This window comes from Gluconacetobacter tumulisoli, from assembly GCF_014174155.1.
GTDB classification, from domain to species: Bacteria; Pseudomonadota; Alphaproteobacteria; order Acetobacterales; family Acetobacteraceae; genus Gluconacetobacter; species Gluconacetobacter tumulisoli.
Genome location: NZ_JABEQM010000014.1, coordinates 12578 through 27080 on the forward strand (window position 1 = coordinate 12578; position 14503 = coordinate 27080).

Annotated in this window: 12 protein-coding genes; all 12 read right to left on the minus strand. The window is 65.7% G+C overall.

Annotated features, from left to right (window positions below; translation table 11 throughout):
- Positions 1-7 precede the first annotated feature (7 nt).
- Positions 8-712 carry an ABC transporter ATP-binding protein gene (locus HLH28_RS14795; RefSeq protein ID WP_182960576.1) on the minus strand — a complete coding sequence of 235 codons (705 nt, stop codon included), beginning with the start codon at positions 710-712 and terminating at the stop codon, positions 8-10.
- Entirely contained in the window at positions 705-1952 is a 1248-nt protein-coding gene (locus HLH28_RS14800) for a lipoprotein-releasing ABC transporter permease subunit (RefSeq protein ID WP_182960578.1), read from the minus strand. The genes HLH28_RS14795 and HLH28_RS14800 overlap by 8 nt, the downstream gene beginning before the upstream one ends.
- Before the next feature lie 2 nt (positions 1953-1954).
- Entirely contained in the window at positions 1955-3271 is a 1317-nt protein-coding gene (gene proS / locus HLH28_RS14805) for a proline--tRNA ligase (RefSeq protein ID WP_182960580.1), read from the minus strand.
- A gap of 313 nt (positions 3272-3584) precedes the next feature.
- The gene (locus HLH28_RS14810) at positions 3585-5231 is read right to left on the minus strand and encodes a ribonuclease J (protein WP_182960582.1); all 1647 of its coding nucleotides are present in this window, start codon (positions 5229-5231) and stop codon (positions 3585-3587) included.
- Between the two features lie 259 nt (positions 5232-5490).
- Complete coding sequence (locus tag HLH28_RS14815) at positions 5491-6306, minus strand: biotin--[acetyl-CoA-carboxylase] ligase (protein ID WP_182960584.1); 816 nt, start codon at positions 6304-6306, stop codon at positions 5491-5493.
- Complete coding sequence (nuoN, locus tag HLH28_RS14820) at positions 6303-7724, minus strand: NADH-quinone oxidoreductase subunit NuoN (RefSeq protein ID WP_182960586.1); 1422 nt, start codon at positions 7722-7724, stop codon at positions 6303-6305. The genes HLH28_RS14815 and nuoN overlap by 4 nt, the downstream gene beginning before the upstream one ends.
- A 24-nt stretch (positions 7725-7748) precedes the next feature.
- Positions 7749-9689 (minus strand): NADH-quinone oxidoreductase subunit L, encoded by a 1941-nt coding sequence (nuoL, locus tag HLH28_RS14825; RefSeq protein ID WP_182960588.1) that lies wholly within the window; start codon positions 9687-9689, stop codon positions 7749-7751.
- Positions 9690-9696: 7 nt separating this feature from the next.
- Entirely contained in the window at positions 9697-10020 is a 324-nt protein-coding gene (nuoK, locus tag HLH28_RS14830) for an NADH-quinone oxidoreductase subunit NuoK (RefSeq protein WP_012227311.1), read from the minus strand.
- Positions 10017-10754 carry an NADH-quinone oxidoreductase subunit J gene (locus HLH28_RS14835; protein ID WP_182960590.1) on the minus strand — a complete coding sequence of 246 codons (738 nt, stop codon included), beginning with the start codon at positions 10752-10754 and terminating at the stop codon, positions 10017-10019. Before HLH28_RS14835 ends, nuoK begins: the two co-directional genes overlap by 4 nt.
- A gap of 156 nt (positions 10755-10910) precedes the next feature.
- On the minus strand, positions 10911-11399 hold the full coding sequence (gene nuoI, locus HLH28_RS14840) for an NADH-quinone oxidoreductase subunit NuoI (protein ID WP_182943148.1): 489 nt from the start codon (positions 11397-11399) through the stop codon (positions 10911-10913).
- A complete protein-coding gene (gene nuoH, locus HLH28_RS14845; RefSeq protein ID WP_182960602.1) occupies positions 11399-12424 on the minus strand; it encodes an NADH-quinone oxidoreductase subunit NuoH in 1026 nt (341 codons plus the stop codon). The genes nuoI and nuoH overlap by 1 nt, the downstream gene beginning before the upstream one ends.
- A 6-nt stretch (positions 12425-12430) precedes the next feature.
- Positions 12431-14500: an NADH-quinone oxidoreductase subunit NuoG gene (gene nuoG, locus HLH28_RS14850; RefSeq protein WP_182960604.1), complete on the minus strand. Its 2070-nt coding sequence runs from the start codon at positions 14498-14500 to the stop codon at positions 12431-12433.
- Between the last annotated feature and the right edge of the window lie 3 nt (positions 14501-14503).

Sequence of the window (14503 nt, forward strand, 5' to 3'; positions counted from 1 at the left end):
CCAATCGTCAGTCGGGCGACATCTCCACCAGCCGTCCCTCGTGCAGGGTCACGACCCGGTCCATGCGGGCGGCCAGCGCGGCATTGTGGGTGGCGATCAGTGCCGCCACGCCCTCGCCCCGCACCATCCGCAGCAATTCATCGAACACCGCGTCGGAGGTATGGACGTCCAGGTTGCCAGTCGGTTCGTCCGCCAGCAGGATGCCGGGGCGATTGGCCAGAGCACGGGCAATGGCCACGCGCTGCTTCTCGCCACCCGACAGGCGGCCGGGCAGGTGCCCCAGCCGATGCGCCAGCCCGAACGAGCCCAGCAGCGCATCGGCGCGCACCCGCGCATCGGCACGGCGTACGCCCGCGATCATCTGCGGCAACATCACGTTTTCCCGCGCCGTGAACTCGGGCAGCAGGTGATGGAACTGGTAGACGAATCCGATCTGCCGACGCCGGATGGCCGTCCGCTCGCCATCGCCCAGGCGCCCGGCCTCCTCGCCGCCGACCACGACGCGGCCGCGATCCGGCGCTTCCAGCAGGCCGGCCAGATGCAGCAGGGTGGATTTGCCGGTGCCCGACGGCGCGACCAGGGCCACGATCTCGCCGGCGCGCAGTGCCAGATCCACGCCCCGCAGCACCTCCAGCGTCTCGTCCCCGCTGCGGAAGGTGCGTTCCACACCGTCCAGGACCAGGGGGATCACGTCCATCCCGGCCTTATTCATGGCGCAGGGCCTCCACGGGGTCGGTCCGCGCCGCACGCCAGGATGGGTAGAGCGTGGCCAGGAGCGACAGGACCAACGCCATCGCGATGACCTCGAACACCTGCGACCAGATCAGCTTCGACGGCAGATGCTCAAGGTAGTAGATCTCGGGATTGAACAAGTTGGTGCCGGTCAGCGACTGCAGCACCTGGCGGATGCGCTCGATGTTCAGGCTGAAGGCGATACCCAGCGCCGTGCCCGCCGCGGTGCCCGTCACGCCCACCGAGGCCCCGCACATCAGAAAGATCCGCATGATCGCCCCCCGGCTGGCGCCGAGGGTGCGCAGCACGGCGATGTCGCCGGTCTTGTCCTTCACCATCATGATCAGCGACGAAATGACATTGAACGCCGCGACCAGGATAATCAGGGTCAGGATCAGGAACAGCACGTTCTGTTCCACCTGCACCGCGCCGAAGAAGGCGTTGTTGCTCTGCGTCCAGTCCAGCACCCGCAGGCGGGAATCCCCCAGCGCGCGTTCGATCTCCATGCGGATCGGCTGCACGTTGGTCGCATCACGGGTCGTGACCTGGATCTGCGTGACCTGGTCCGGCATCTCGAAATAGATCTGCGCGGCCGGCAGCGGCAGGAAGACGTAGCTGGCATTGTAATCGTTCATGCCGGCGTCGAAGATCGCCACCACATGATAGGCCCGCACGCGCGGCACGGTGCCGAACGCGGTCGCCGCCCCGTTCGGCGATACCAAGGTCAGCTTCGACCCCACCGACAGGCCGGCCCGTTCGGCCAGGGTCACGCCGATGACGATGGCGTCATTGCCCTGGTAGCCATCCAGCGAGCCCGCCACCAGCGAACCGCTGATTTCATGCAGGTCGCGCAATCCCTGCGCCGTCATGCCCCGGACCAGGCCGCCGGCATTGTACGAGCCGGAATTCAGCAGTACCTGCTCCTCGATCAGCGGGGTCGCGGTCACCACGCCGGGGACCTGGCGCACCGTGGCCGCCAGATCGTCGTAATTCTGGATGGTCCGCGTCAGGCCGAAGACGCTCAGGTCGCCGTTCAGCCCCAGGATCCGGCCCATCAAATCGGCCTTGAAGCCGTTCATCACCGACATGACGATGATCAGCGTCGCCACCCCCAGCGCGATGCCGATCAGCGAGAAGATGGCGATCACCGAGACGAACCGTTCCCCCTTGCGCGCGCGCAGGTACCGGCCGGCGACCGCCCGTTCGAACGGACCGAACATCGTCAGGCTGCGGTCACGCGGGCGATCGCCTCGTCCACCGTCAACTCGAACCGCGCGCCGTCCTGACGGCGCTTCAGTTCCACCTTGCCTTCCTTGGCGCCGCGGGGGCCGACAATGATCTGCCACGGATGACCCATCAGATCGGCGTCGGCGAATTTCACGCCCGCGCGCTCGGCCCGGTCGTCATAGAGGAATGCGTCCGGCGCGGCCGCATACACCGTCTCGCAGATCGCGTCGCAGGCCGCGTCCCCGGTCTTCAGGTTCAGGATGGCCGCGCGGAACGGCGCCACGCTATCGGGCCAGATGATCCCGTTCTCGTCATGACTGGCCTCGATGATCGCGGCCACGAGGCGCGAGACCCCGATGCCGTACGACCCCATTTCCGGATAGAGCGGCGCACCGTCGGGACCGCTGACGGCGATATCCATCGATTCGGTGTATTTGCGGCCGAAATGGAAGATGTGGCCGACCTCGATGCCCCTGCCCTCGCGTCGGCGCTCGGCCGGGACGTCGGTCCAGGCGGATTCGTCATGCTTCTCGTCCGTCGCCGCATAGAACGAGGTCATGCGCGTGAAGAACGCATCCAGCGACTCGCGGTCGGCGATGTCCACCGGTTCGGACAGCCAGTCCTGGTCCTCGAACGCACCGTCGAAGAACACGCCGCTTTCGCCCGTGGGCGCCAGGATCAGGAACTCATGGCTCAGCTCGCCGCCGATCGGGCCGGTATCGGCCACCATCGGGATCGCCTTGACGCCCAGCCGCTGGAAGGTGCGCAGATAGGCCAGCATCATCCGCCGATAGGTATCGACCGCCGAAGCATAATCGACGTCGAAGCTGTAGGCGTCCTTCATGAAGAATTCGCGCCCGCGCATCACGCCGAAACGGGGACGGACCTCGTCGCGGAACTTCCACTGGATGTGGTACAGCACCTGCGGCAGTTCGCGGTACGATTTGATGACCTGACCGAACAGGTCGGTGATCATCTCCTCGTTGGTCGGTCCGTACAACAGGTCGCGCTCATGACGGTCCTGGATGCGCAGCATCTCCGGCCCATAGGCGTCATAGCGACCGGACCGCTTCCACAGTTCCGCCGGCTGGATCGTGGGCATCAGCAGTTCCTGCGCGCCGATGGCATTCTGCTCCTCGCGCACGATCCGGGCGATGTTCTGCAGCACCCGCCATCCAGCCGGCAGCCAAGCATAGATCCCCGCCGAGGTCTGGCGCACCAGGCCGGCCCGCAGCATCAGGCGGTGGGAGACGATCTGCGCCTCGGCAGGATTTTCCTTGAGAGTAGGCAGGAAGCCACGGGACAGACGCATGCCGTTATCAACCTCGAAAAACCGGCCATTCGCCGGGCGGATCGTGGAACAGGAAAAGACCAATACGACAGAACCCGCATGGTCGCCATGTCGGCATATCCATGGAGGTCCCGTTATGCACAACGAACTGTGAAGCCCAAACCCTGTCCTGGCACGTTCAACAAGTCCGTGAAGCAGGTGACAGGCCCGATACGGACTCCTACAGTCCCACCCGTCCAATCCGGTTGTCAGGATATGCCGGGTTTAGGGAAAAAACGTCCGGGAACGGCAGAAAAGGCAACCACCTTTTCTGCCGTAATCCTTTCGGGCCCCCTCAGACGCGCAGCAGGTGCACGTCGACCAGCGGCCGCTTCTGCAATTTACGCCCCAGGGCACGACGCAACGCGGTCTTCGCGGCCTCGCGGAACGTGGTGTCGTCCCGGCGCAGTTCATCGGGAATCTCGTCCAGCGCGTCGCCGAATTCCTCGGTCATGCGGGCGGTTTCCGGGTCTTCCGGATCCAACAGGCCGGGCGCGCTGACCTTGGGGTCGCCGATCAGATAGCCTTCGTCATCCACGGCGAAGCTGCCGATGACCATGCCGTTGAACAGCATGCGCCGACGGGCGGCCAGCACGCCGCCATTCATCGCCAGCAGGCGTCCCCCGTCGAGCACCAGGCGACCGGTCGGCGCGGTATCCACGACCTCGACCGAGCCGGGCGACAGGTTCAGGATGTCGCCATCCTCCAGCAGGATCGGCGTCACGCCCTTTTCGCGCGCGATGGCGGCGTTGGCGGTCAGATGACGCCATTCGCCATGCACCGGCACCGCATAGCGCGGCTTCACCAGGTCGAACAGGCGCCGCACGTCGCCGCCGGTCGCATGGCCCGACACATGGACCAGATGGTCCCGGTCCGTCAGCACCCGCACGCCGCGCCGGGTCAGGTTGTCCTGCACCTGCATGACCGCCTGTTCGTTCCCCGGGATCATCCGACTGCTGTAGATGACGGTATCGCCCTCGCCCAGCGAGATGTTGGGATGGGTATCGCTGGCGATGCGCGACAGGGCGGAGCGCGGTTCGCCCTGGCTGCCCGTAATGATCAGCACGACCGAATCATCCGCCACGGAATTGGCTTCCTGTTCAGACAGGAAGGGCGGGACGTCGGACAGATAGCCGCATTCCCGCGCCGCGAGGTCGAGGTTGCGCAGCGACCGGCCGACGATGGCGACCGAACGCCCCGCCGCCTGGGCGGCCTTGGCGATCGTTTCCACCCGCGCCACGTTGCTGGCGAAGCAGGTCACGGCGATCCGCCCCGTCAGCGATCCGATCAGGTCGGTCATGCCGCGACGGACGTCGGCCTCGGACGCTGACGGGCCCTCGGTCATCACGTTGGTGCTGTCGCACACCATCGCCAGGACGCCCTCGTTGCCCAGCGCCTCGAACGCCGCGACGTCGGTCGGCGGGCCGACCATCGGGGTGGGGTCCAGTTTCCAGTCGCCGGTATGGACGACGATGCCATGCGGCGTGCGCAGCACCAGCGCCTGGGCCTCGGGCACCGAATGGGTGACGGGTACGAAACCGATATCGAACGGCCCGACGTCAAAGCGCGCCCCGGGCGCGATCACATGGATCTTCACCTGCTGTTGCAGATGCGCCTCGTTCAGCTTGCGCCGCAGGACGGCGGCGGCGAAGGGCGTCGCATAGACCGGACAGCCCAGACGCGGCCACAGATGGGCCACCGCCCCCAGGTGATCCTCATGCGCGTGGGTGATCACCAGCCCCGCGAGGTCCTTCTTGCGCTCGACGATAAAGACCGGGTCGGGCATCAGGATCTCGGCCTCGGGCGTGTCGTTGCCGCTGAAGCCGATACCGCAATCCACTGCCAGCCAGGTGGATCCCAGCCTGTAGAGGTTGAGATTCATGCCGATCTCGCCCGTTCCGCCCAAAGGCAGAAAGGCCAGACCATCACTCACATCATTCATAACCAATCCTTCTGTACCTTGAATCCTGCCAGTACCTTGGCTGTGCCGGTTCCTGGCGTTGTCTGTCTTCACTCAGCGCGGGCATGGGGTACGCCCGCCAGAATCCACACCCCTTCGGGGTCAATCACATCGGTATCGGTCCGCATGGGCGCAATCGAAGCGCATCGGAGCCGGAGGGCCAACCGCCCGAACCCGCCGGGTTCGTCCTGGCCTTCCTCTCGACGAGCACCCCTGCCCGCCGACGGACCTTATCCTGCCGTTATGTCGCCGCCGCGGTCCCGTCGCCGGCCGGGGGCGCCATCGCACCCCGGTCCAGCAGCAGGATCTCGCCGGCTGAAATCCGTCTCGTCCCATCGGCGCACCGCAGCAGGAGCAATCCCTGCGCATCGAGGCCTTCGAACGAACCTTCTACCTGCCCGCTTTCCCCGCGTACCACAAGCCTTGTCCCCGGAGGGTGAGCGTGTTCCAGCCATGCCTGCCGCACCGGGGCGAAGCCTCCGCGTCCGCAAACCGCCATCCAGCGGTCCAGCCCGTCGCAGATTCCCTGCGCCACGATCTCGGGCACGGGCGGGGGACCGTACTCCGCGACACAGGCCAGATCACGTCCGGGAATGGGGGGCGCGGCGCGCAGATTGGCGCCAAACCCGATGACCAGCCAGCGGTCGGCCTCCCCCCCCGATTCGATCAGGATCCCGGCGGCCTTGCGCCCGTCCAGCAGCAGATCGTTCGGCCATTTCAGCCGCAGGGATGCCGGATCGGAAATCCATGGCGCCAGTGCATCGTAAAAGGCCAGGCCCGCGATAAAGGGCCACAGGCCAGCAGGCCAGCCCCCCGCGCCATCAGGCCGCAGCAGTACCGAAAAGGCCAGATTGCCCCCCGGATCCTGCCAGTCCCGTCCCCGGCTGCCACGTCCGCGGACCTGCCGCCTTGCCATGACGCCCAAGCGGGCCGCGGCGCCCGCCTGGGCGCGTTCCAGACACAGATCGGAAGTCGAGCCCAGTTCGTCGTATATTTCCAGCCGCCAGGACGTCGCGCCGGGTAGGGTTGCGGGCCGGGCCGGGTCGGCTTCGTTCACCTGAACAGGGCCTGGGCCGCAGCCTGCGCCGCCGTGGAAACCGGCCCCAGCACCAGCAGGAAGCCCACCGTCGCGACCCCCATGCCCATCGACACGAACGACAGCGACAGCGGCCGCCGGTCGAAGGCCGGCGCGGCCTCGTCGAAGAACATCACCTTCACGATACGCACGTAATAGAATGCCCCGATCACGCTGCTGACGACGCCGATCGCCGCCAGAGCATACAGGTGGGCATTGACCGCCGCGTAGAACACCATCAACTTGCCGAAAAATCCGGCCAGCGGCGGGGCGCCCGCCATGCTGAACATGAAGATCGCCATCGCCATCGCCATCCCCGGATCTGTCCTGGCCAGGCCCGACAGGTCGGCGATCGCGGTCACGCCACGGCCCTTGCGACGCATGGCGATGATCACCGCGAACGTCCCCACGTTCATCAGCAGGTAGGTCGTCAGATAGACCAGCGTGCCGCGCATGCCCTCGGCCGTGCCGGCGGACAGGCCCATCATCGCGTAGCCCATATGGCCGATCGACGAATAGGCCATCAGCCGCTTGATGTCGGTTTGCGGGATCGCCGCCAGCGAACCGAACAGCATGGACACGATGGAGATGCCTTCCACCAGGATCTGCCATTGCGGCGAGACATGCCCGAACGGGCCGGCCATGACGCGCAGCAGCAGGGCGAACGCCGCGATCTTGGGCGCGCCGGCCATGAACGCCGTCACCGAGGTCGGCGCCCCCTGATAGACATCGGGCGTCCACATATGGAATGGCACCGCCGACAGCTTGAAGGCCAGCCCCGCCAGCATGAAGACGATCCCGAACATCAGGCCCATCGGCACGGCGGAGGTCGCGCTCATCGCCGTCTGGATCCCGCCATATTCAAGCGTCCCGGCGAAACCGTAGACCAGGGCGATCCCGTAGAGCAGCAGGCCCGACGCCAGCGATCCCAGCACGAAATATTTCAGTCCGGCCTCGGCCCCGGTGACCTCGTCCCGCGCGAAGGCGCACAGGATGTAGATGGCCAGCGATGACAGTTCCAGGCCGATGAACAGGGTCATCAAATTCTCGGACGACGCCATCATCATGGTGCCCAGCGTCGAGAACAGCAGCAGAACGGGAAATTCGAACCGTTCGACCTTCATCTCCCGGGCATAGCCGACCGTGAGCATGGTCGCCAGTCCTCCGCCCGCCAGGCTGAGGATCTTCATGAAGCGCGAGAAATCGTCGTTGACGAAGATATGGTTGTACCCGACCCCGTCCGCGGACGTCAGGACCAGGAAACCGGTCACCAGGAACGCACCGATCGTCAGCATGGAGCAGGAGAAGAACGATTGTTCCTTCTGCACCACGCCGAAGACGAGGATGGCGAGGCCGCAGATCGTCAGGACGATTTCCGGCAGGGCAAGTGTCCAGTTCATCGGTTCAGACCTGTTTCCCGGAGATCAGTGGAAGATCAGCATGGTGGAGACGAGCACCACCAGGCCGATCAGCATCGTGAAGGCATAGACCGCGATCGACCCGGTCTGGGTCCGGACCGCCTGGCCGGCGGTACCGGCCGTCATGCGGGCCAGTCCCTGCGGGATGCCTTCGATCACGCCCTCGTCCGCGCCCTTCCACAGCAGGCGCGCGAGCGCGCGATAGGGTCGGACGAAGATCAGGTCATAGAGCTCGTCGAAATACCATTTGTTCAGCAGGAACAGGTACAACGGCCGCAGGCTGGTCGCCAGCGTCGCCGGAATGGCAGGGCTGGCGATGTAACAGAGATAGGCGACCAGGATGCCGGCCACGCCGGCAAATGTCGGCACCAGCGCGACCAGTTCGGGCGTCTGCTCCAACGTCTCGATGATCGTGTTGCCCGGCGCATTCACGATGGCGCCGTTCCAGAAGGCCACCTGGCCCGAGCCGACATAGTACGGCGCCAGAAGCATGCCGGCCAGCACCGCGCCAATGCCCAGCAGCACCAGGGGCAGGGTCATCGAAACCGGGCTTTCATGCGCGCCCTCGTACAGATGCGGGTCGCGGGGCGTGCCGTGGAAGACCAGGAACAGCAGGCGCCAGCTGTACAGCGCCGTCAGGAAGGCCGTCACGCAGCCCAGCGTCCAGGCGTAGAAGCCCAGGCCGCTATGCGCCATCCAGGCTGCCTCTAGGATCGCATCCTTCGACCAGTAGCCCGCGAAGGGAAAGATGCCGGCCAGTGCCAGGCTGCCTGCCCACATCGCGCCGTAGGTCAGCGGGATCTTCTTCCACAATCCGCCCATGCGGAACATGTTCTGTTCGTCATGGACGGCATGGATAACCGAACCCGCGCCAAGAAACAGAAGCGCTTTGAAGAATGCATGCGTCGTCAGGTGGAACATCGATGCCTGGTAGGCGCCGACACCCGCCGCGACGAACATGTAGCCAAGCTGCGAACAGGTGGAATAGGCGATCGTCCGCTTGATATCCGGCTGCACCAGCCCGACGGTCGCGGCGAAGAAGCAGGTCGTCGCCCCGATGAACAGGATGAAGGCCTTGGTCGCCGGTGCGAATTCGATCAGCGGCGACATACGCGCCATCAGGAACACGCCGGCGGTTACCATCGTCGCTGCGTGGATCAGCGCGGACACCGGGGTCGGCCCTTCCATCGCGTCCGGCAGCCAGGTGTGCAGGAACAGCTGCGCCGACTTGCCCATCGCACCGATGAACAGCAGCGTGCAGATGACCTCATAGACCCGGTGGGTGCCGAACAGCGTGTAGATGTCGTCCCCATGCGCGGGAACCAGGGCAAAGATGTTGTCGTAGGTGACCGAACCGAATTCGACGAACAGCAGGGCGATCCCCACCATGAAGAACAGGTCGGCAACGCGGTTGACCACGAAGGCCTTGATCGCCGCGTTGACCGCGCTGGGCCGGTCGTACCAGTAGCCGATCAGCAGGTAGCTGGCGAGGCCGACCCCTTCCCACCCGAAGAAGAGCTGGACCAGGTCATTGGACGTGACCAGCATCAGCATCGCAAAGGTAAAGAGCGAGAGGTAGGAGAAGAACCGATAGGTCGGCGTCGCCTCGTGCCCCATGTAGCCGATGCTGTAGAGATGCACGAGCGCCGACACGCTGGTCACCATCGCCACCATCGACAGCGACAGCGTATCCAGGCGCAGCGTCCAGGCCGCGTGGAAGGCGCCCGCGCGGATCCAGTCGGCCAGCTGCACGACCACCGGCGTCGCGCCGGAATGCAGCGCCGTCCACAGCGCGCCGATCCCGCAGAAGGCGGCCACGATCATCAGGCCGGTCGTCAGGATCCGGGCCAGCCCGTCACCCATCAGCCGGCCGAACAGTCCCGCCACGACCGAGGCGAACAGAGGGCCGAAGACCGCGATCTCGAAAAGGTAGGATGCCGTTTCCATGATCCGCTCAACCCTTCATCATCGTAATGTCTTCGACCTCGATCGAACCGCGATTGCGGAAATAGACGGTCACGATCGCCAGCCCGATGGCGGACTCGGCCGCCGCGATGGTCAGGACGAACAAGGTGAAGACCTGCCCGGACAGGTCGCCGAGCGCCGAGGAGAACGCCACGAAATTCAGGTTGGCCGACAGCAGGATCAGCTCGATCGACATCAGGATGATGATGACGTTCTTGCGGTTCAGGAAAATCCCGAAGACACCCAGTACCAGCAGGATGGCGCTGACCGTCAGGTACGGGCCGATGCCGATGCTTCCCAGTCCGCCGGTCATTGACCCAGCCCTCCATGCCTGTCGTCGCCAGCCGGGGCGGCCTGGGGCACGGCCTCGGCCGTCACCCCGTACGATCCGGGGACCGAGGCGACGTAATAGGATTTATCCGGGCGGCGGAAACCGCCCAGTTCCGTGACGCCCTGTCCCAGCGGCAGGGCCATCATCTCGACCGATGCCGCGGCCGTGCGCTCATGCTGGCGGTCGATATTCTGCCGCCGTCCCATGGGACGTTCGCGCAGGGTCAGGACGATCGCGCCGATCATGGCCACCAGCAGCACGATGCCGCAGGCCTCGAACGGAAAGACGTAGTGGGTATACAGCACGTCCCCCAGCGCCGCCGTGTTGGTCCGGCCCGGGGACGGCACCAGGTGGGGCACGTCGGCGATGTTCTCAGCGATCCGCCAATGCCCGAACGCCAGCGCCAGTTCCGCGAACAGCACGCCGCCGACCGCCGCCCCGAAGGGGGCGTAGCGCTGCAATCCCTCGCGCATCTGGGTAAAGCGCACGTCCAGCATCATCACGACGAACAGGAACAGGACCGCAACCGCGCCGACATAGACGATGACCAGGATCATCGCCAGGAACTCGGCCCCCGCGACCAGGAACAATCCCGCGGCGTTGAAGAAGGCCAGGATCAGGAACAGGACGGAATGGACCGGGTTGCGGGCGCTGACCACCATGCCGGCCGACAGGACCAGGACCGTCGCGAAGACGTAGAAGACGATTTGGGTCATTGTCGCTGACCTTGCTGTTCAGATCGGGGCTGTTCAGATCGTGGCTGTTTAGCCACGGGCTGTTTGGCGCGGGCCTGCCGCATGGATCTTTCCTCCTGCCGCCGCCGGGCCGCCGCCGGTCCGTTCGCGGACCGTGCCGGCCGGGGGCCGGATCTCTCAACGATAGGGCGCATCGAGCTCCAGCCGCCGCGCCAGGACGCTCTCCCAGCGATCGCCGTTGGCGAGCAGCTTGTCCTTGTTGTACATGAGCTCCTCCCGCGTTTCGGTCGCGAACTCGTAATTCGGCCCCTCGACGATCGCATCCACCGGGCAGGCTTCCTCGCACAGGCCGCAATAGATGCACTTCGTCATATCGATGTCGTAGCGCGTGGTGCGCCGCGACCCGTCGTCGCGGGGTTCGGATTCGATGGTGATGGCTTCCGCCGGGCACGTCGCCTCGCACAGCTTGCAGGCAATGCAGCGTTCCTCGCCATTGGGGTAGCGGCGCAACGCGTGCTCCCCGCGGAAGCGGGGCGACAGAGGCCCCTTTTCATAAGGATAGTTGATCGTCGCCTTGGGCTTGAAGAAGGCCCGCAGCGTCGCCCCCATCCCGGCCACCAGTTCGGCCAGAAGGAAGGAACGGACCGTCCGGTCGAGATGTCCCATCAGCTTGCTCCTCCCTGGGGCAGCAGCCCGGTGGCCAGCAGGAAACCTGCCGTCAGCACCATCCAGACCAGCGAGAACGGAAGGAACACCTTCCATCCCAGGCGCATGAGCTGGTCGTAGCGGTAGCGCGGGAACGTCGCGCGCACCCAGATGAAGACGAACAGGCAGAACAGGATTTTCGCGATCAGCCACAGCGGCCCCGGGATCCAGGTGAATGGCACGATCCCCACCGGCGGCAGCCAGCCGCCGAGGAACAGGATGCTGACCATGCCCGACATCAGGAACATGTTGGCATATTCGCCAAGGAAGAAGAGGCCGAAGGCCAGCGCCGAATATTCGACGAAGAAGCCGGCCACCAGTTCGCTCTCGCCCTCGGGCAGATCGAACGGCGCACGGTTGGTTTCCGCCAAGGCCGAGATGAAAAATACGATGAACATCGGGAACATCGGCAGGCAGAACCAGACATGGCGCTGCGCCAGCACGATGTCGTTCAGGTTCAGGCTGCCGACCGCCAGCAGGACCGAGACGATGACCAGCCCGATCGAGACCTCGTACGACACCATCTGCGCCGCCGAGCGCAGACCGCCGAGGAAGGCATATTTGGAATTGGACGCCCATCCCGCGATCAGGATGCCGTAAACGCCCAGCGACGAGATCGCCAGCAGGTACAGGATGCCCACGTTGATGTTCGCCACCGCCCAGCCATTATTGGTGGGGATGACCGCCCACGCGACCATCGCCAGCGAGAAGGTCAGGAACGGCGCGAACAGGAACAGGACGCGGTTCGCCCCGGCTGGGATCACCGTTTCCTTGGTGATCATCTTGATCGCGTCGGCAAAGGCCTGGAGCACCCCGAACGGGCCGTTCACGTTCGGCCCCTTGCGAAGCTGCATCGCGGCCATGACCTTGCGCTCGGCCAGGGTCAGGTACGCCACCCCCAGCAGCAGGGGCACCAGCACCGCCAGGGCCTCGAGGACCGTCAGGATGACCTGGCCGATCAGGGTGTGCAGAAAGAAATGCGCCACGTCGCCTTACTCCGCCGCCACCGTCTGGGGATGGACATAGATCCGCGAACATTCGCCCATCGTCGGGCTGGCCCGGCAGATGGGGTTGGTCTGGTAATAATCGTCGATCACCGGCTGGAACGGCGCCGGCGACACGGCGCCCGGATCGCCGGCCGGCCCCGCGAGATCGGATATGCCCGACACGTCGCGGCCGCCGATGACGCGGAAGACCGGGTTCGCCGCCGCCAGGCGGTCGCGCAGGGCCTCCAGCGTGTCATAGGGAAGGGTCTTGCCGACGACCTCGGAAAACGCCCGCAGGATCCGCCAGTCCTCACGCGCGTCGCCCGGCGGCATGACCGCGCGGAACGATCGCTGCACTCGCCCTTCGGTATTCACGTAAGTGCCGGATTTCTCGGCGAAACTGGCACCGGGCAGGATCACGTCGGCCCGCGCGGCAGCGGCGTCACCGTGATGCCCCTGATAGATGACGAAGGTCTGCGCACCGATCTGCGCCGTATGGAATTCGTCGGCGCCCAGCAGCCACAGCACGTCCACGCCGCCGCTCATCATGCCCGCGACGCTGCGTCCGCCCGGGCCGGGCAGCAGGCCCAGATCCAGGCCTGCCACGCGGCTGGCCGCGGTGTGCAGGACGTTGAAGCCGTTCCACTCCGGCCCGACGGCCCCGACTTCCGTCGCCAGCGCCCAGCATGCCGCCAGGATCGCCCGCGCGTCCTCGCGCACCAGCGCGCCATGGCCGACGATGATCATCGGCCGTTTCGCCGCCTTCAGCACGTCGGCGAACGGATGGCCGCCCTGTCGCAGTTCGGCCAGAACGGCCGGCCCGTCGCCCAGGATTTCAGCCCGGTAGGTCGGATCGGCGTTCGGTGCGCCGATCATCCCGATCGGGAAGCCGCCCCGTCCTCCGGCGATGAACCGCTTGCGGATCCGGGCGTTCAGGACCGGGGCCTCCTGCCGGGGGACGGATCCTACGATCAGCAGGGCATCCGCGTCCTCGATTCCGGCAATACCGCTGCCGAATGTATAGAATTCCCGGCGGGACACGTCGTACTGCGCGCCGTCCTGGCGGCAATCGATGTTGGATGACCCCAGCGCGGTCATCAGATCCTTCAGCGCCAGCATGCTCTCGGCGTCGCACAGGTCGCCGGCGATCGCGCCGATCCGTTCGCCCGGCACGCCGTCAAGCCGGCGGCCGATGGCGACGAACGCATCCTGCCACGATACGGGTTGCAGCTTGCCATGGACGCGGACCCACGGGCGGTCCAGCCGCCGGTGCTTCAGCCCGTCCATCGCGAAGCGGCCCTTGTCGGCCAGCCATTCCTCGTTCACCTCGTCATTGACGCGGGGTACGATGCGCAGCACGGCGCTACCACGAACCTGGAGGCTGGTATTGGTGCCGACGGCGTCGAACACGTCGATGGAATCGGTCTTCTTCAATTCCCACGGGCGGGCGGTGAAGGCATAGGGCTTGGACGTCAGTGCGCCGACCGGGCAGATGTCGATGAGGTTTCCCGACAATTCGGACGTCAGGGCCTTTTCCACATAATTGGTGATTTCCATGTTCTCGCCGCGCGACACGGCGCCCAGTTCGGGCACGCCCGCGATCTCGGTCGCGAAGCGGACGCAGCGCGTGCATTGGATGCAGCGCGTCATCACCGTTTTGACCAGCGGACCGAGATATTTGTCCGTCACCGCACGCTTGGCTTCGCGGTAGCGCGAATGGTCCGCGCCATAGCCGAACGCCTGGTCCTGCAGGTCGCACTCGCCGCCCTGGTCGCAGATCGGGCAATCCAGCGGGTGGTTGATCAACAGGAATTCCATCACCGCGCGCCGCGCCTTGCGCACGATTTCGGTGTCGGTCAGGATTTCCATCCCCTCCGCCACCGGGAAGCCGCAGGACGCCACGGGTTTGGGCGCGCGTACCACCTGCACCAGGCACATGCGGCAATTGCCCGCGACGGACAGCCGTTCGTGGAAACAGAAGCGCGGGATCTCCTTGCCCGCGGCCTCGCACGCCTGCAGCGCGCTGGACCCGTTGGGAACCTCGACCTGGATCCCGTCGACGGTAACCTTCACCATCGC

Excerpts from the sequence above, each read along its gene's own strand:
- HLH28_RS14795 (WP_182960576.1), bottom strand. The coding sequence starts at position 712 with ATGAATAAGGCCGGGATGGACGTGATCCCCCTGGTCCTGGACGGTGTG.
- HLH28_RS14800 (WP_182960578.1), bottom strand. The coding sequence starts at position 1,952 with ATGTTCGGTCCGTTCGAACGGGCGGTCGCCGGCCGGTACCTGCGCGCG.
- proS (WP_182960580.1), bottom strand. The coding sequence starts at position 3,271 with ATGCGTCTGTCCCGTGGCTTCCTGCCTACTCTCAAGGAAAATCCTGCC.
- HLH28_RS14810 (WP_182960582.1), bottom strand. The coding sequence starts at position 5,231 with ATGAATGATGTGAGTGATGGTCTGGCCTTTCTGCCTTTGGGCGGAACG.
- nuoN (WP_182960586.1), bottom strand. The coding sequence starts at position 7,724 with ATGAACTGGACACTTGCCCTGCCGGAAATCGTCCTGACGATCTGCGGC.
- nuoL (WP_182960588.1), bottom strand. The coding sequence starts at position 9,689 with ATGGAAACGGCATCCTACCTTTTCGAGATCGCGGTCTTCGGCCCTCTG.
- nuoK (WP_012227311.1), bottom strand. The coding sequence starts at position 10,020 with ATGACCGGCGGACTGGGAAGCATCGGCATCGGCCCGTACCTGACGGTC.
- HLH28_RS14835 (WP_182960590.1), bottom strand. The coding sequence starts at position 10,754 with ATGACCCAAATCGTCTTCTACGTCTTCGCGACGGTCCTGGTCCTGTCG.
- nuoI (WP_182943148.1), bottom strand. The coding sequence starts at position 11,399 with ATGGGACATCTCGACCGGACGGTCCGTTCCTTCCTTCTGGCCGAACTG.
- nuoG (WP_182960604.1), bottom strand. The coding sequence starts at position 14,500 with ATGGTGAAGGTTACCGTCGACGGGATCCAGGTCGAGGTTCCCAACGGG.